Genomic DNA, 15,583 nt, shown 5'->3' with positions numbered 1-15,583 from the left:
ACGATCAGCTCTACTTGCCGAATGGAAAGTAAATGCTAATCTGACACCGTGAATGATTCCGAGTTCGATGGTGATGCACATAGCGGTCAGAATTATGATGCATCCACCGCCGCCCGGCTCCTGAATGAGGCGGAACGGGTGGGCGCTCGATCACTCGCGCGAACTGATTTTCGTGCCCATGCTGTGATTCAAGGTTGGTCCGCGGCTGGGCTTTTCGTCTACGTCGCCACGTTCCTACTGCTGTTTGGCAATCCGAACTCCAGCGCGTCTGCAGTTGGCAGCGGGTACGCTCACGCCAATGTGCTGATGATTCCACTCCTCGTACTCATCCAGCTTGTTCAGGGTGCCCGCAATCGGTTGCCGGTCTCCTCCGCACCCCTGCGCCGCGGAATTCAGCTGCCGTTGATTCTGTGGAGCACGATCGTCTTCCTGGCCGCGGGAACGGCCACCCTTCTCGGTGTCGAATACCCGTGGTGGATGAGCCTGCTTGTCGCAGCAGCTGTGGCGGTCCCGCTCGGTGGCCTCGCGATCGGCACATCCGGAAAAGCACGCCAAACCACTTCTCACCCATCTGACGCCTCACCCCGGCCGCCACTGAGCAGAACAGCAGCAGTCGTGACAGCGGGCTTGGGAGCCTATTTCGGCGTCATCGCCGCAGTGACGCCCTATTCGTGGTTCCCCCTGGCCGCCATGTTGTTCTTCCTCGCGCTATTGGTGCAGCTGGTCGGCTGGAGTGCGCGGTGGGGACTACCCCGTGTCGGCTCGGAATGGGGACAACCCCAGTGGGCCGCGTTCGGAATCACATTCACCCTGCTGTTCGCGATCACTATCATCGCCGCCAAAACAGAGTGGAACACACCACTAGTGGCAACAATCAGCGGCATCGTCATCGCTGCACCCCTGGCGTGCTCCACGATCAGAACGTATCGCTGGCAATGACCGCTCGACAGCCCGCCCGTATCCACCCACGGCACCGATTGGATGAGACCCTTCTCACCCCGGTGCGCTTTTCCACGATGGCTGCACTCGGCAATGGATCTGAAGTCGACTTCGCAACCCTCCGCGACCTCATCGAGACGGACGACTCCGCCCTCAGCAAGGCCATTTCCCGCCTCGAAGCGGCCCACTACATCGCCGTACGAAAAGGATATGTCGCCAACAAACCACGAACCTGGCTCCGAGCAACACCGGCCGGACTCAAAGCGCTGCGCATCCATATCGAAGCGCTCCAAGCCATTACCAATGTCCAGATCGTGCAGTAAGCGGAACCCCGTCAGGGATACTCCGCTCATCGTGCCGAGCAACTCGCAGCGGTGACGCTTTTTCGTGTTCGTTCGCGCAGCGAGCGGATCGAACCAGCCGGGACCATTACCCCTCAGCGACTCATCACCCGAGTCCGCTGAGTCCTTCTGACACACTGTCCTCATGGCGGGGGACATCCAGGTACTCGAGTTCAATGATCCGCGGGTGCAGCAGCTCATGCAGGCCGGCTACTTTGTAGTCGGCGAATCATGGGGCGCCCGCCTGCGCCTGAGCGATCCACCCGACCTCTCTGCATGCACCGCGGCAATCGTCGCCGCACGGCAACGAGCGTTCATCGTTCAGGAGCTCGACGCCAGGTGGGCTCCACAGGTCACCGCCCTCGAAACCCTGAACCACGCCGACTACCCCAACACACCAGCCACAGCAGTACCGGACCGCGACGAATCCGACGTGCGCGAACTCTGGAAATCCGGCCACCGATTCTTTGGTGCCATCAAGGCCGGACAGCTCGTCGCCGTCAGCGTCATCGGCGTGACCCTGGCGCGCGCGGAAACTGAATTCACGTCCGTCGACCCTTCCTGCAGGCGCCTAGGGCTCGCCGTGGCTGTCAAGGCCGCGTCAATCAATGCCCTGGCGGCCGATGGCATCAGGACCTTCGGCACGGGCGGCGCTCAGTCCAACGCCGGCAGCATCCGCATGAACGAACACCTCGGATACGTCATCGAAGAACGATGGCTCAGCCTCGCTCCGCCTCAGTAGTACGAAGAATAGGGGAGGCGCAAATCATTCCCCTTTGGTACACACAGAGACAGAAAGAGAGAGACGGCGCCCATCGACCGCCCGAGTAACCGAAAAATCCGATTAGGCCCGTTTCGGCCCGAAAAAGTGTGCCCCTGGAGGGATTCGAACCCCCAACCGTTTCCTTAGGACGGAACTGCTCTTCCGTTGAGCTACAGAGGCTGGCTGTCAAAGTTTAGCTGGTGCGAGCCCGTTCGGGATTACGCGGGCGGGTACAGGAACAGCGCGACGTCACTCGGCGAGACCGTGCGCTTGTGATACGTGTGACTGCCCATCCAGTTGTACTCCTCGAGTACGACGGATCCGTCACCGCCGATCGACTGCACATAGGCGACGTGGTTGTAGTTGAACCAGGCGACCGCGCCGACGACGGGGGTCTTGCTCGTGGTCCAGCCGTGGTTGGACCAGGCGCTCGCCCAGGCGCTCGCGTTGCCGCCGCCGGGGGTCAGACTGTTCCAGGTCCAGCGCCAGGAGGAACCGGTCGAACCGGCGTCGCGGTTGAGGCGCCAGGCTACGAAGTCGACACACTCGCGGTAGTAGTAGCTGAGCGGGGACAGGCCGCCGCCCTGCGACTCGGTGGGCATGTTGTACCAGGGGTAGTCGTCGCCCTCTGCCCGTACGCCGTAGACGGCGAAGGCAGCCGCAGCGGCACGGGCGGTTGCCGCCTGCTGGGCTGCGAGTGCCTTCTTCGTGGCCAGTGCCTGAGCCGCCAGCTGCTCTTTCGTGGTGGCAGCGAAGCCGTCACGCGATACGGTCACCGCTGTCGCGGCTGCTGCGACGGTGAGGCCCTGAACGACCTTGTTCCCTGAGGAATGGGTGGCGCTGGTCAGATCGCCGGCTGCGCGCGGTGTGAAGGCGTATGCGGGCAGTGCCGCAGTGAGGAAGATGGCCGGGATGGCGAGCACGGCGATCGCGATCTTGACCGGATGCCGCCGCTTGCGCGGGAAACGACCGACGGGCTTCGACGGCGAGGCCGGAAGACGTCCGCGCGAGCGCACGGTGGGAACGACGACGGGCTCGGGCTTCGGGGCCAGGAACTGCTCCGTGGCCGGGCTCAAAGCCGGGAGCGCCTCGCGCTGAGCCCGGAGTTCGCGGCGAGTGAGAAAAACCTCGGGGCTCGCTGCGGAATCGGACACGCCAGACTCGGGCAAAAGTTTTCCTCTGGATCGTGGCGTATCGTTCGGGTTCATCCCACCCTAGGGGAAACCGCCGAAGAAGTCACCCCCGGCGTTACACATCCGTTACATTTCCTGATCAGGCGGCAGGCGCAAGATATTCATCCCACTGCGGCAGGGGTCGCTCGACACCGCGCACGACCCAGCTGGACCCGATCGGGATCTTCGGGTGGAAGAGCAGGTCCCAACCCATCTCCGCGGGAGTGCGGTCGCTTTTGATGTTGTTGCACCGCAGGCAGCAGGCCACGAGGTTGTCCCAGCTGTCGCGGCCACCGCGCGAACGCGGCTGCACATGGTCGATCGTGTTCGCGGTGCGGCCGCAGTACGCGCAGCGATGGTCATCCCGGCGGAGGACGCCGCGCCGGCTCACCGGCAGCGAACGCGACCGCGGGAGGTGCACGTACCGCGTGAGGATGATCACGCTGGGCCGGTCCCAGGAACCGGTCGTCGCCCAGACCGGGTGGGCCTGGTCGGCGGCCACGATGGTGGCCTTCTGGTTCATGACGAGCACGATGGCCCGTTTGAACGAGACCACGGCGAGGGGCTCGTAGCCCGCGTTCAGAACAAGTGTGCGCATGCGTTCCCTTTCGAAAAGGGCTGGACGGCTTCCAGCCATTCGATCTACTCCCTCGCACCGAGAGTCAGGGGCAAACGGGCAAACAAAAAGGGCGCTGTCACAATGACAACGCCCTACGGGCTGCAACGCGAGAACACGCGCAACTCAGACATGTTTGACTGCCGTGCCGCAGCGCAAAGCGGCAGCGCACATCCATGGTGTGGATCGTGCATCGCTCGCGCATTGGCTCTCCCAAAAAACTCGCAGTACTACAGAGCATCAGGTTAACTCACAAGCGACACGCCGCGCAGCACCCGCAACACTTCGTGGGCAAGCTGTTACGCATTGTTCACATCGGCCCGCCCGGCGAGGCAGCAGTCGTTCCTGCCGGGCGACCTCCGTCGCAGTGCTTCAGATCCCGAGGCGAACGATGTAGTACGAGCTCGTCCAGATCGGCTGCACGCGCACGGCAGCCCCCTCGTAGGGTGCGTGCAGGATGTTGCCGTTGCCGGCGTAGATCCCGTCGTGACCGTCCATGATGACGAGGTCACCCGGCTGCGCGTCGGCGACGGAGATCCGGGTGCCCGCTGCGCCCTGGCCTGCGGAAGAATGCGGCAGGCTGATCCCGAACTGGGCGTAGACGTACATGACGAAACCGGAGCAGTCGAAGCCGGCGGGCGTTGACCCGCCGTAGACATAGGGAACACCCTGGTACTGCAGGCCGACGTTGTAGACGGATGCGAGGCTGAACGTCGGGTAGGACGGGTTGGCCAGGAAGTCGGAGACCGACGGTCCGGAGTATGCGGATGCGTACGTCGTCATGGAGGCGGCCGCGGCGACGCGGCGTGCTTCGGCTGCTGCGGCGGCGGCCGCGGCAGCTGCTGCCGCCTTGGCGGCGGCGATCTCTTCCGGCGTCGTGGCGGTGAATCCGTCTCGGGCGACGCTGACGGTCGAGGCCTGGTCGGCGACGGTGAGTGACTGGGCACCCGCTCGGGTGAGGGCTGTGGATGCCGTCGTGCCGTGCGCGGTGTCCGTGCCGGGAGCACTCGGCGCGAACGCGTACGCCGGGATCGCCATGGTGGCGACGAGCCCGCCGGCCAGGGTCATCATCACGATGTTGGCGATGGCTCCGTGCCGGCGTGAGGGGCGGGTGAAGATCCCGCGCGCGGGGGCCTCTTCACGCTGCGCCGGCTTCGGGGCCGGCAGTGCGGGAGTCGGGGCGGAACCTCGACGGGACAGTCTTCTACCTAATTCTTCGGCCAAAGTGTGTACCTCCGGCGCCTCGACAACACTAGGTAGTTGCCCCGTCCAATGCGTTGGTCGCATGTGTTACCGAACCAGGAGACGGGAAGAGAGACGTCCTGTTTCGAGCCCGGCGGCCGGTTCTGGCCTGTGGGACTCGTCCGACAGTACGTGAGGTTTCTCCGTTTGTCACCCCTTGGTGACGATTTAATAACGAACGCGTAACGAAACGGTCATATTCCGATCGACGAAAACCCGGCATCCGCTCGGATTCGGAGCCTCGAAATCGGCGGTCAGAGCTCGGCGACGGGAGTGGTGACGAAGATGTGGCTCGCGACTTCGTTGGGCAGTTCGAGACCCTCGTCGAACCCCGCGACCTCGACGAGGACGTAGGACCCCAGCGCGGAGAAGACCCCCGAATTGCCCGGCATCACGCCGGCGTTCTTGAGCTGTGCGAGCAGTTCCGGGTCGAACTGCACGGGTTCGCCGAGGCGGCGGATGACCGCGGTCACCGGCGCCGTCGACCCTGCGACGACCTCGACCAGGTTCGTCACTCCGGCCATGAATGCGACGGCCGGCGAGTCGCCCAGTTCGTCGAGCCCGGGGATCGGGTTGCCATACGGCGACTCGGTCGGGTGCCCGAGCATCTCCAGGATCTTGCGTTCGACCTGCTCGCTCATGACGTGTTCCCACCGGCAGGCTTCGTCGTGGACGAACTCCCACTCGAGGCCGATCACGTCGCTCAGCAGGCGCTCGGCGAGGCGGTGCTTGCGCATCACGTGCACGGCCTTACGGCGGCCGTTGATCGTGAGTTCGAGGTGGCGGTCGCCGGAAACGACGACGAGCCCGTCCCTCTCCATACGCGCGACGGTCTGCGAAACGGTCGGGCCGGAATGGCCCAGGCGTTCGGAGATCCGGGCCCGGAGGGGGACGATGCTTTCCTCCTCCAGATCGAGGATGGTGCGGAGATACATTTCGGTCGTGTCGATCAGATCAGTCATCGCCGGCCTCCCAGTGCCTCCGTGTGCGTCACAACCTTATCGCCGTGTTAGGGGTCGTTAGAATCGCCTCATGTCGAATCTGATAATTCCCTCCGAACTCTTGCCCGTTGACGGACGATTTGGCTGCGGCCCGTCCAAGGTCCGTCAGGAACAGCTTGAGTACCTCCTTAAATCTGGCACGTCCATTATCGGCACCTCCCACCGTCAGGCGCCGGTGAAGAACCTCGTCGGCCGGGTCCGCACCGGCCTGGCGGAGCTGCTTCGCGCTCCGGAAGGCTATGAAGTCGTCCTCGGCAACGGCGGGTCCACCGCTTTCTGGGATGCAGCCGCGTTCTCCCTTATCTCCAAGAAAGCCCAGAACCTCGTCTTCGGCGAGTTCGGCGGCAAGTTCGCCGCCGCGGCGAGCGCACCGTTCCTCGAAGCACCCGACGTCATCAAGGCGCCGGCAGGCTCGCTGAGCGAGGCCGTCCCGACCGAGGGCGTCGACGTGTACGCCTGGCCGCAGAACGAGACCTCGACCGGCGTGATGGCTCCCGTCACCCGCGTGCACGGCGACGCCGGAGCCCTGACCGTCATCGACGCCACGAGCGCGGCCGCCGGCATCGACTACGCCGCCGACCAGGCGGATGCCTATTACTTCGCCCCGCAGAAGAACCTCGCCTCCGATGGCGGCCTCTGGATGGCGCTCCTCTCCCCCGCGGCCATCGAGCGCGTCGAGCAGATCGCGGCGAGCGGCCGGTACATCCCGGAATTCCTCAGCCTGAAGAACGCGATCGACAATTCGCGTCTCAACCAGACCCTGAACACCCCGGCCGTGGCCACCCTGCTCCTGATCGAGAACCAGCTCGACTGGATCAACGGCAATGGCGGACTCGCATGGGCCTCCGCACGTACCCGCGAGTCCTCCTCGGTTCTCTACGACTGGGCCGCAACCGTCGACTACGCGACGCCGTACGTCGTCAACCCCGACCACCGTTCGCAGGTCGTCGCGACGATCGACTTCGACGACGCGATCGACGCATCCGCCGTGGCCAAGGCGCTGCGCGCGAACGGTATCTCCGACACCGAGCCGTACCGCAAGCTCGGCCGCAACCAGTTGCGCGTCGCGACGTTCACGGCCATCGAGCCGGACGACGTGCGTCAGCTGGTCAAGTCCATCGAATTCGTCGTCGCGAACCTCGGCAAATAGCGGTTTCGCGTGCGCCTCTGGTTGAAAGACAGCGAGCGCCGGCCCGATCCTGAGCCGTCGAAAGCGGATGCGCGCACGCCGATCCTGATCGGAGCCCTCGCCTGGCTCGTGGCCGCGGGTCTCGCCCTGGTTTTCCAGGGCGAGCTCGCGGCCCGCGGGCTGAGCTGGTGGATGTGGTGCGCGGTTGCCGGGGTCGGCCTCGGCATCTCGGGGCTGGCCTGGCTGCGCCTGAGGCGCCGGTAGTTCTTCGTTCGTTCGGCGCTAGGCGCTATTCGTCTTCGTCGACATCGTCGGGGTCGATGTCGTCGTCTTCTTCTTCGTCGTCATCGTCGTCAGTGTCGTCGTCATCGCTGTCGTCGTCGTCATCGTCGTCGTCGTCGCTGTCGTCGTCATCATCATCATCATCATCATCAGCGTCGTCGTCGCCGAGGGCGTCGGCGGCCGCAGTCGCGGCGACCAGGTCCTGAGCCGTGCGGTAGTCGGCGAGGCGATCGGACCACGGCACCCACTCGGGCGCGACGAGGGCCTCGTCTCCCGGAGTGAGCTCGGTCTCGAGCACCTGCGGCACGGATTCCCCATCGATGCGCGAGAGCGTCACAGTCCAGCGCCAGCCCGGATACCCGGTCATGGTGCAGTCGAAGAGCAACGACACGACCCGGTCACCCTCGACGATGTGTCCGAGGGGTTCACCGATGGTGTCTTCCGGAGTGAAGGTGAGCAGGGCCGCCCTGGCCACCTCGACGGCCGCGACGAGTGTCTCGTCGGTCGGAACGACATCCGCTGCCGAGGAATCGGTGGCATCGGTCACGGCGTCGACGGTCAGTACGTCGAGTGTGGTGTCTTCGGTCTGCTCAGGCATCGAGTTCCTCTGCGACCTTGCGAAGCATGGCGGCGATCTTGTGGCTGTGGGCGCTGTCGGGGTAACGGCCGCGCCGCAGGCTCGCACCGATGCCGTCGAGGACCTTGACGAGGTCCTCGATGATGATCGCCATGTCGTCTGCGGGCTTGCGGCTGAGCTTGACGAGGCTCGGCGGCGCTTCGATGATGCGCACGGAGAGCGCCTGGGCGCCACGCTTGCCATCGGCGATGCCGAACTCGAGCTTCGTTCCTGGCTTGACCGTCACTCCGGTGGGCAGCGCAGAAGCGTGGAGAAAGACCTCCTGGCCGTCATCGGAATTGATGAAGCCAAAACCCTTCTCCTCGTCGTAGAACTTGACCTTGCCGGTGGGCATCTGGACCTCGCTGAATTCCGGGCGCGCGACATGCGCGCCAACCGCACCCAGCTTATTCGGTTGCACCCGTCGCCGCCCCGTATCCTTGACACTGTGACCAATCAAACTCCACATGCCGCCGGCCGGCCGGAACGCATCCTTGCCTATATGGTCGCCGCCACCGTCGGCTTGTCGATCCTCGCGTTCTTCGCCGTCATCATCGGCACCTGGCTCGGCGCCGGCGCGAACAACGGCTTCGGCCAGGGTGTCTGGCCCGCGATCCTCGCGCTCCCGCTCGTCGGGCTGCCGATTGGATTCATCCTGATCATCGTTCTCCTGGTGACGACCACTGTCCGCCGCGCTCGCGAGGCACGACAGAACGGGAAGTAACGCCGTGCTGACGCTCGCCTCTCGCCTTCGTGCACTCGACGACGCGGCGTTGCGCCGCACGATCGAGATCCGTGCGATCTCAGCCCACGGCATCCGGGATTTCTTCGACCTCGCCGAAGCCCTGCTGAACCCGACCGCGGTCCAGGCAGCGCTCTCCCGGCTCGACCGGTCGACCCTGGCCGTGCTGGCGATCACCGCCACCGAGGCACCGGCCGAGCCGACCGACTCTGCCACCTCGTCAACCCCGACGTCCACGACCGGCGGGTCGCTCGGCCTCGATGCGCTCGCCACCCGACTCACCGAGCTCGGCGGCGTGACCGTCACCCGAGCGGATGTCGCCGCGCGCGCCGCCGTCCTCGACGAGCTGATGCTTGCACACCTGTCCGACGACGGGCTCAGGGTCTATGCGGCCGTCGCCGAACACCTGGCGACCTGGCCAGACCTCGGCTTGCCGTCCGCCCTCGAGCTCGCCTCGATACCAGCGCCCTCCGCACTTGCGACCGTGATCGCGACCGACAGCCGCTTCACGGACCGCCTCGCCGCGGAACGCGCCTTCTCGGCGGTCTCCTCCATCGCCGAGCTCGTCACAGAGCTCTCCCGCGAGCCCGTGCGGGAGCTCAGCCGCGGCGGACTCGGCCTGCCGGACACCAAGCGCCTCTCCACGGTCATGGGCGTCGAACTCGACGCCGTCGCCACCTACGTCGCCACAGCGGCCAGGGCGCAGCTGATCGCGCATTCCACCGGCTACTGGAACGAGACGGAGGCCGGCGAGGCCTGGCTCCTCGAGGGCACCGCGCACCGCTGGGCGGCCCTGGCCGGCTCCTGGCAGGCGGCATTGCCCGCCGATGTGCGCAGCATCCTGGCGCACCGCCCCGGCGTCTCCTGGGGCGAGGGCCTGCGCAGTTTCGTGACCTGGCTCTACCCGGCCGGCGGCGAGTGGATGGACACCCGCGTCACCGAGTTCGCCCGCGACGCCGAGCTGATCGGCATCACGGCGCACCAGACCACGAGCCCGGCCGGTGCCGCGGTCCTCGCCGAAGACCTCGAGGGCGCCATCGCCACAATCGGGGCGTCACTGCCCGCAGAAGTCGGGGCCGTCTACCTGCAGAACGACCTCTCGATCGTCTCCCCCGGCCCCCTCGCCCCCTCGATCGACGCCCGGCTCCGCGGTCTCGCCGACGTCGAGAGCCGCGAACTCGCTCTCAGCTACCGAATCTCGGCGACCTCGGTCAACCGGGCACTCGCCGCGGGTGAAACCGCCGAGTCACTCCTCGACTTCCTGCGCGCGATCTCGCTGACGGGCATCCCGCAGCCGATCGAGTACCTGATCCGGGAGTCCGCCGGCCGGTACGGACGGATCCGGGTCGGCGAAGCGGCCGCGCCGACCGCGCTCAGCCGGAGCTACGTCCGATCGGACGATGAGGAGCTCCTCGGCACCCTCGCCGTCGACCAGACCCTCAGCCCGCTCGGACTCGTCCGCGCGGACGCCCACCGTCTCACGAGCCGGTTCACCTCGGACGTCGTGTTCTGGGCGCTCAACGACGCCAAGTATCCCGTCGCCGCGGAGAACGCCGACGGCGAGATCCTGCATCTCCGCCGGCACCAGCTCGCGAGGGTCCTCCCCCCTGATGCCCCCGACCTCGCCCTCATCCTGGTCGAAAAGCTTCGCGCCGCCGACGGCGGCGAAGATGTCGCCGCCGACGCCTGGCTCGCCCGCCAGCTCGATTCGGCGATCAAGTCCAAGCAGACCGTCATCGTCAGCATCGCCATGCCGGGCGGGGTCGTCGTCGACTACCTGCTCGAACCGGCGAGCGTCGGCGGCGGCCGTTTCCGGGCCAGGGACCGCCGGGCCGACATCGAACGGACCCTCCCGCTCTCGAGCATCATCAGCATCACCCCCGCCCCTTAAGCGGGGGTCGGCCGATGGGAGGCTCTCAGCCGCGCGGGCGTAGGATTAGCGGCTATGTCTGATGGTCCACTGATTGTCCAGAGCGACCGCACGGTTCTGCTCGAAGTCGCCCACCCCCTCGCCGAAGATGCGCGCCATGACCTCGCCGTCTTCGCGGAGTTGGAACGGGCCCCTGAGCACATCCACACCTACCGGATCACCCGGCTCGGACTCTGGAATGCCCGGGCAGCGGGACACGGCGCCTCTGACATGCTCGCGACCCTCGAGAAGTATTCAAAGTTCGCGATCCCGCAGACCGTGCGGATCGACATCGAGGAGACCGTCGGGCGCTACGGCCGCCTGATCATCGAGCGCGACGACGAGGGCCAGCTCGTCCTGCAGAGCAACGACCGGGCCGTGCTGATGGAGATCTCCGGCGCCAAGCGGATCGCTCCCCTGCTGATCGGCCACCCGACCCCTGATTCCTTCCTCGTCGAACCCTGGGCCCGCGGGCAGCTCAAGCAGGAGCTCGTCAAGCTCGGCTGGCCGGCTGAGGACCTCGCCGGGTACACGCCGGGCACCCCGCACGACATCGCCCTGCTCGAGAACGGCTGGGCCCTGCGCGACTACCAGAACAAGGCCGTCGCGAGCTTCTTCGACGGCGGTTCCGGCGTCGTCGTGCTGCCCTGTGGAGCGGGCAAGACCCTCGTCGGCGCCGGAGCGATGGCGACGGCGAAGACCAACACGCTCATCCTCGTCACCAACACGGTCTCGGCCAGGCAGTGGCGCGACGAACTGCTCAAGCGCACCACCCTGACCCAGGACGAGATCGGCGAATACTCCGGGCAGGTCAAGGAAGTCAAGCCCGTCACGATCGCGACGTACCAGATCCTCACGGCGAAGCGGAAGGGCGAATACGCCCACCTCGAACTCCTCGACGCGATGGACTGGGGCCTCGTCATCTACGACGAGGTGCACCTCCTACCCGCACCGGTGTTCAAGCTCACGGCCGAGCTGCAGGCCCGCCGCCGCCTCGGCCTCACCGCGACGCTCGTCCGCGAGGACGGTCGCGAGGGCGACGTGTTCAGTCTGATCGGCCCCAAGCGGTTCGACGCACCCTGGAAGGAGATCGAGGCCCAGGGCTTCATCTCCCCCGCCTCGTGCTACGAGGTGCGGATCGACCTGCCGCAGTCCGAGCGCCTCACCTATGCCGCCGCTGCGGACGACGAGCGGTACCGGCTCGCCGCGACCGCCCCGGCCAAGCTCGACGTGGTCAAGCGCCTCGTCGAGAAGCACCACGGCGAGCGCATCCTCGTGATCGGCCAGTACCTCGACCAGATCGACGAACTCGCCGATGCTCTCAACGCGCCGAAACTCACCGGGGCCACGCCCGTCGACGAACGCGAACGGCTCTATCAGGCGTTCCGGGTCGGCGAGGAGAACCTGCTCGTCGTCTCCAAGGTCGCGAACTTCTCCGTCGACCTGCCGGAGGCGACCGTGGCCATCCAGGTCTCCGGGTCGTTCGGGTCCCGCCAGGAGGAGGCGCAGCGGCTCGGCCGTCTGCTCCGCCCCAAGGAATCCGGCCTCGCCGCGAACTTCTACACGCTCGTCGCCCGAGACACCGTCGACCAGGACTTCGCGCAGAACCGCCAGCGCTTCCTCGCGGAGCAGGGGTACAGCTACACGATCCTCGACGCGAACAACCTCGACACTGACGCCCTCATCGGCGAGGCCGCCGCCGGCATCCGCTGACCGAACCGATCCGACGGAATCGGTCAGACCGCCGGGCGGGTGTAGCGCAGGAAGAGCATGTCTCCGGCGGTGAGCACGTGGTCCAGGTGCATCGGTCGCGACGTGGTCTCTGCGCTGCGGGCGATGCGGCCAGAGGTGCCCGCCTCGAGCACCGGGCTCAGGCTCAAGCAGAGTTCGTCGACGGCATCGACGGCGAGCAGGGCCCCGAACAGGCTCGGCCCGCCCTCGCAGAGCACCTGGCGCAAGCCCCGAGCGGCGAGCCCGCGGAGCGCGAGCGGGAGATCGATCGACGCCGCCCCAGAGACGAGCACGTCGGCCACGTCCTCGAGGTCGACGCGCCTGCCGGCCGGTGACCCCGCGTGCGTGATGACGATCGGGCGCGTCGCGGCGTCGGTGAACAGCGGATGCCCGGCGTCCAGGTCCAGGCGCCCGCTCACGACAGCGATCCGCGGCTGCGGCGGGAGCCCGTGTGCGACGCGCCAGGCCTCGGCGGCGGCGTCCAGGCGGATGCCGCCGTAGCCCTCGGCGCGGACCGTGCCCGCCCCGACCAGGATCACGTCCGTGAGGGACCGGAGCGTGTCGAAGACGAGTTTGTCGTCGGCGTTGTTCAGGCCTCCGCTCAGGCCGTCGTGGGTCGCGGCGCCGTCGAGGCTCGCGATGAAGTTGACGCGCACCCGCGGGTCGGCCCTGTCCTCGATGCGATAGGCGTTGAGGAGAGCTGCCTGGCTGAAGTCGGTCATCGCTCAGGCCAGGTTGTGGCGCTCGTACGCCGGTTCGCGGAAGCCCAGGATCGCCTCGGTCATCCGGACGGCGTCCACGGCGGCGCGCACGTTGTGCATCCGCACGATCCGGGCGCCCTGCATGATGCTGAACACGGCGGCGGCAAGGGAACCCTCAACGCGTTCCCCCCTCGGGCGATCGAGAGTCTCGCCGATGAAGTCCTTGTTGGACACCGCGACGAGGGTCGGGTACCCGAGCGCGGCGATCTCGGGGAGGCGCCGGGTCAGTTCGAGCGAGTGGCGGGTGTTCTTGTTGAGGTCATGGCCGGGATCGATGATGATCCGCTCCGCGGGGATCCCGTGGGACAGGGCCAGGTCTGTGCGCTCCCGGAGGAACGCGGCGACCTCGCTCACGACGTCGCCGTAGCGCGGGGCCGGGTGCGGCATCCGTGGGCGGGCGAGGCTGTGCGTCACGACGAGGGTCGCCTCGCTGTCCGCGACGACGTCCGCCATCAGCGGGTCGTGGATGCCGGTGGTGTCGTTGATGACGTCGGCGCCGGCCTCGATGGCCGCCCGTGCAACGGCCGGGTGGAACGTGTCGACGGAGATGACCGCGCCGGCGCCGCGCAGCGCCAGGACGACCGGGACGACCCGGTCGATCTCCTGGTCGACGGGGACCGGCGGACCGGGCGCGAACTTCACCCCGCCGATGTCGACCCAGTCGGCACCGTCGGAGATCGCCTGGAGCGCGGCTGTGACGGCCTTGTCCAGCGCGAACGTTGCGCCCTGGTCGAAGAACGAGTCCGGAGTGCGATTGATGATCGCCATGACCGCGACTTCACGGTCGAAATCGAATTCGCGTCCGCCGATCGTGCGCCGGGGGTGGATCAGAACGGGTAACGCCGCGGTGCCGCCCGTCATGTCAGGAGCCTGCGCCCGGCGCTTCGACCGCCTGGCCGATGATGCTCTCGAGGCTGCGCGTCCCGTCGCGGAGCACGGACGGATCAACGCGGATGCGCGACCGGATCAGGGTCTGGACCGAGTCGTTGACGCCCCACACGTTGACGTTCATGCCCGCGACCACACGGCCGTCGGCGACCCAGAACGCGAGGAACTCGCGGGCCGACCGGTCACCGCGGAACACGAGTTCCGCATCCCTCGCCAATTCGCCATACCCCGAGTATTCCATTCCCAGGTCGAATTGATCGGTGTAGAAGTAGGGAATCTCCTCGTAACTCACCGCGCGGTCCAACATCGAGAGCGCGGCGGCCCGGCCGGCATTCTCGGCGTTCGCCCAGTGCTCCACCCGGAGGTGGTGTCCGAGCACGGGGTGGAACACGCTCGCGACGTCGCCGACCGCGTAGACACCGGGCTCGTTCGTGCGGAAGGCCGCGTCGACGACGATGCCATCGGCGACCTCGAGCCCCGCGTCGAGGGCCAGCCGAGTGTTGGGCGTCGCGCCGATCCCGATCACAACAACGTCCGCAGGGACTACCTCGCCGCGCTCCTCGTCCGTGCCGGATCCGACGCCCTCCGCCGCCGCCTCGCCTGCGGTGGCTCGGCCAGCAGCGGTCTCGAGCCGGACACCCGTGACCCGTCCGTCCGCACCGAGGATCTCGGCCACGCCGGTCTCCATCCGCAGGTCGACCCCGTTGTCGCGGTGCAGCTGGGCGAAGATGGCGCCGATCTCTGCTCCGACGGCGCGCTCCAGCGGCACAGCCCCCTGCCCGAGCACCGTCACGTCATTGCCGTAGCCGCGGGCGGCCGCCGCGACTTCGAGGCCGATCCAGCCGGCACCGACCACGACGACCCGGCGTCGGCCCGGCTCGAGCGCTTCCTTCAGCCGGGTCGAGTCACCGACCGTCCGCAGCAGGTGCACGCCGGCCAGGTCTCCCCCGTCACCCGGGAACGGCCGCGCTGCCGCCCCGGTCGAGAGCAGGAGCCGGTCGTAGCGCAGCGTCCCGCCATCGGCGAAGGTCAGGCGCCGCGCATCGAGCGTGAGTGCCGTCACGGCTCGCCCCGGCAGGACCTCGATGTCCTGCCCCGCGTACCACTCGGCCTGGTGCACGTCGATCGAGTGGCGAGCGGATGTCCCGGCGAGGTAGTCCTTGGACAGCGGCGGCCGGATATACGGGTACTCAGCCTCCTCGCCGAGCAGAACGACTCGTCCGTCGAAGCCTTCGGCCCGGAGCGCCTCGGCCGCGCGTGCCCCGGCGAGGCCGGCTCCGACGATCACATATGTTTCGCTTTTCATGGCGTTCTCCATTCGAATCCGTGTCGACAACCGCTCGACATCCGACTCGGCAGCGGCTTCGACCTCCGCGTCCGAGTCGCCCCGGCAGCTTCACACCCCACCAACAATCTACCCACGCCTTAACCACACCGGGCACTCCCAGCGA

General features: G+C 67.0%; 17 protein-coding genes and 1 tRNA gene. 8 read left to right on the top strand and 10 right to left on the bottom strand.

Translation table 11 applies throughout. The features are described 5' to 3' along the window. The first annotated feature begins 48 nt into the window (after positions 1-48). The 3 genes from MQH31_RS02515 to MQH31_RS02505 all read left to right on the top strand — a co-directional run bounded on the left by MQH31_RS02515 (position 49) and on the right by MQH31_RS02505 (position 2,022). Positions 49-939, top strand: coding sequence for a hypothetical protein (locus MQH31_RS02515; RefSeq protein WP_243010781.1), 891 nt, complete (start codon positions 49-51; stop codon positions 937-939). A gap of 38 nt (positions 940-977) precedes the next feature. After that, positions 978-1,262 carry a transcriptional regulator gene (locus MQH31_RS02510; RefSeq protein WP_308196404.1) on the top strand — a complete coding sequence of 95 codons (285 nt, stop codon included), beginning with the start codon at positions 978-980 and terminating at the stop codon, positions 1,260-1,262. A gap of 163 nt (positions 1,263-1,425) precedes the next feature. Further along, positions 1,426-2,022, top strand: a complete 597-nt coding sequence (locus MQH31_RS02505; protein WP_243010779.1) for a GNAT family N-acetyltransferase — start codon at positions 1,426-1,428, stop codon at positions 2,020-2,022. 129 nt (positions 2,023-2,151) lie between these two features. Here the strand turns inward: MQH31_RS02505 and MQH31_RS02500 are convergent. The 5 genes from MQH31_RS02500 to MQH31_RS02480 form a co-directional block, all read right to left on the bottom strand. Further along, positions 2,152-2,223, bottom strand: a tRNA-Arg gene (locus MQH31_RS02500). A 38-nt stretch (positions 2,224-2,261) separates the two neighbouring features. After that, positions 2,262-3,119 carry a CHAP domain-containing protein gene (locus MQH31_RS02495; RefSeq protein ID WP_166792577.1) on the bottom strand — a complete coding sequence of 286 codons (858 nt, stop codon included), beginning with the start codon at positions 3,117-3,119 and terminating at the stop codon, positions 2,262-2,264. Between the two features lie 196 nt (positions 3,120-3,315). Next, positions 3,316-3,813, bottom strand: a complete 498-nt coding sequence (locus tag MQH31_RS02490; protein WP_134450064.1) for an HNH endonuclease — start codon at positions 3,811-3,813, stop codon at positions 3,316-3,318. A 390-nt stretch (positions 3,814-4,203) separates the two neighbouring features. Further along, positions 4,204-5,055 (bottom strand): C40 family peptidase, encoded by an 852-nt coding sequence (locus MQH31_RS02485; RefSeq protein ID WP_243010778.1) that lies wholly within the window; start codon positions 5,053-5,055, stop codon positions 4,204-4,206. 272 nt (positions 5,056-5,327) lie between these two features. After that, the gene (locus MQH31_RS02480) at positions 5,328-6,035 is read right to left on the bottom strand and encodes an iron-dependent transcriptional repressor DtxR (protein WP_134533887.1); all 708 of its coding nucleotides are present in this window, start codon (positions 6,033-6,035) and stop codon (positions 5,328-5,330) included. Between the two features lie 70 nt (positions 6,036-6,105). Here MQH31_RS02480 and serC point away from each other — a divergent pair, with 70 nt between their 5' ends. Beyond that, entirely contained in the window at positions 6,106-7,224 is a 1,119-nt protein-coding gene (gene serC / locus MQH31_RS02475; protein WP_243010777.1) for a phosphoserine transaminase, read from the top strand. Positions 7,225-7,233: 9 nt separating this feature from the next. Next, positions 7,234-7,467 (top strand): DUF2530 domain-containing protein, encoded by a 234-nt coding sequence (locus tag MQH31_RS02470; RefSeq protein WP_243010776.1) that lies wholly within the window; start codon positions 7,234-7,236, stop codon positions 7,465-7,467. 25 nt (positions 7,468-7,492) lie between these two features. On the opposite strand, the gene MQH31_RS02465 is transcribed toward MQH31_RS02470, so the two are convergent. Both MQH31_RS02465 and MQH31_RS02460 read right to left on the bottom strand, forming a co-directional pair. Continuing rightward, the gene (locus tag MQH31_RS02465; RefSeq protein ID WP_243010775.1) at positions 7,493-8,083 is read right to left on the bottom strand and encodes a DUF3027 domain-containing protein; all 591 of its coding nucleotides are present in this window, start codon (positions 8,081-8,083) and stop codon (positions 7,493-7,495) included. Continuing rightward, a complete protein-coding gene (locus MQH31_RS02460) occupies positions 8,076-8,456 on the bottom strand; it encodes a cold-shock protein (RefSeq protein ID WP_243010774.1) in 381 nt (126 codons plus the stop codon). Before MQH31_RS02460 ends, MQH31_RS02465 begins: the two co-directional genes overlap by 8 nt. 93 nt (positions 8,457-8,549) lie before the next feature. On the opposite strand from MQH31_RS02460, the gene MQH31_RS02455 reads away from it, so the two are divergent. Genes MQH31_RS02455 through MQH31_RS02445 form a run of 3 tightly spaced genes read left to right on the top strand, consistent with a single transcriptional unit; the run spans position 8,550 to position 12,465 of the window. Beyond that, on the top strand, positions 8,550-8,825 hold the full coding sequence (locus MQH31_RS02455; protein ID WP_134533895.1) for a hypothetical protein: 276 nt from the start codon (positions 8,550-8,552) through the stop codon (positions 8,823-8,825). A gap of 4 nt (positions 8,826-8,829) precedes the next feature. Continuing rightward, a complete protein-coding gene (locus MQH31_RS02450) occupies positions 8,830-10,734 on the top strand; it encodes a helicase-associated domain-containing protein (protein ID WP_243010773.1) in 1,905 nt (634 codons plus the stop codon). A gap of 54 nt (positions 10,735-10,788) precedes the next feature. Beyond that, complete coding sequence (locus MQH31_RS02445) at positions 10,789-12,465, top strand: DNA repair helicase XPB (RefSeq protein WP_134533899.1); 1,677 nt, start codon at positions 10,789-10,791, stop codon at positions 12,463-12,465. Between the two features lie 23 nt (positions 12,466-12,488). On the opposite strand, the gene MQH31_RS02440 is transcribed toward MQH31_RS02445, so the two are convergent. Genes MQH31_RS02440 through MQH31_RS02430 form a run of 3 tightly spaced genes read right to left on the bottom strand, consistent with a single transcriptional unit; the run spans position 12,489 to position 15,438 of the window. Next, positions 12,489-13,205 carry a pyrimidine reductase family protein gene (locus tag MQH31_RS02440; protein ID WP_243010772.1) on the bottom strand — a complete coding sequence of 239 codons (717 nt, stop codon included), beginning with the start codon at positions 13,203-13,205 and terminating at the stop codon, positions 12,489-12,491. A 3-nt stretch (positions 13,206-13,208) separates the two neighbouring features. Beyond that, on the bottom strand, positions 13,209-14,105 hold the full coding sequence (gene folP / locus MQH31_RS02435; RefSeq protein WP_243010771.1) for a dihydropteroate synthase: 897 nt from the start codon (positions 14,103-14,105) through the stop codon (positions 13,209-13,211). A 1-nt stretch (position 14,106) separates the two neighbouring features. Next, complete coding sequence (locus MQH31_RS02430) at positions 14,107-15,438, bottom strand: NAD(P)/FAD-dependent oxidoreductase (protein WP_243010770.1); 1,332 nt, start codon at positions 15,436-15,438, stop codon at positions 14,107-14,109. Positions 15,439-15,583 lie beyond the last annotated feature (145 nt).

The sequence above is a fragment of the Cryobacterium zhongshanensis genome (assembly GCF_022760445.1).
Taxonomy (GTDB): domain Bacteria; phylum Actinomycetota; class Actinomycetes; order Actinomycetales; family Microbacteriaceae; genus Cryobacterium; species Cryobacterium algoricola.
This window is presented reverse-complemented; position numbering and strand designations above follow the sequence as displayed.

Bases quoted from the DNA above. Each gene is read 5' to 3' on its own strand.
- MQH31_RS02505 (WP_243010779.1), top strand. From the start codon at position 1,426: ATGGCGGGGGACATCCAGGTACTCGAGTTCAATGATCCGCGGGTGCAG.
- MQH31_RS02480 (WP_134533887.1), bottom strand. From the start codon at position 6,035: ATGACTGATCTGATCGACACGACCGAAATGTATCTCCGCACCATCCTC.
- MQH31_RS02430 (WP_243010770.1), bottom strand. From the start codon at position 15,438: ATGAAAAGCGAAACATATGTGATCGTCGGAGCCGGCCTCGCCGGGGCA.
- MQH31_RS02460 (WP_243010774.1), bottom strand. From the start codon at position 8,456: ATGCCCACCGGCAAGGTCAAGTTCTACGACGAGGAGAAGGGTTTTGGC.
- MQH31_RS02445 (WP_134533899.1), top strand. From the start codon at position 10,789: ATGTCTGATGGTCCACTGATTGTCCAGAGCGACCGCACGGTTCTGCTC.
- MQH31_RS02490 (WP_134450064.1), bottom strand. From the start codon at position 3,813: ATGCGCACACTTGTTCTGAACGCGGGCTACGAGCCCCTCGCCGTGGTC.
- serC (WP_243010777.1), top strand. From the start codon at position 6,106: ATGTCGAATCTGATAATTCCCTCCGAACTCTTGCCCGTTGACGGACGA.
- MQH31_RS02440 (WP_243010772.1), bottom strand. From the start codon at position 13,205: ATGACCGACTTCAGCCAGGCAGCTCTCCTCAACGCCTATCGCATCGAG.
- MQH31_RS02465 (WP_243010775.1), bottom strand. From the start codon at position 8,083: ATGCCTGAGCAGACCGAAGACACCACACTCGACGTACTGACCGTCGAC.
- folP (WP_243010771.1), bottom strand. From the start codon at position 14,105: ATGACGGGCGGCACCGCGGCGTTACCCGTTCTGATCCACCCCCGGCGC.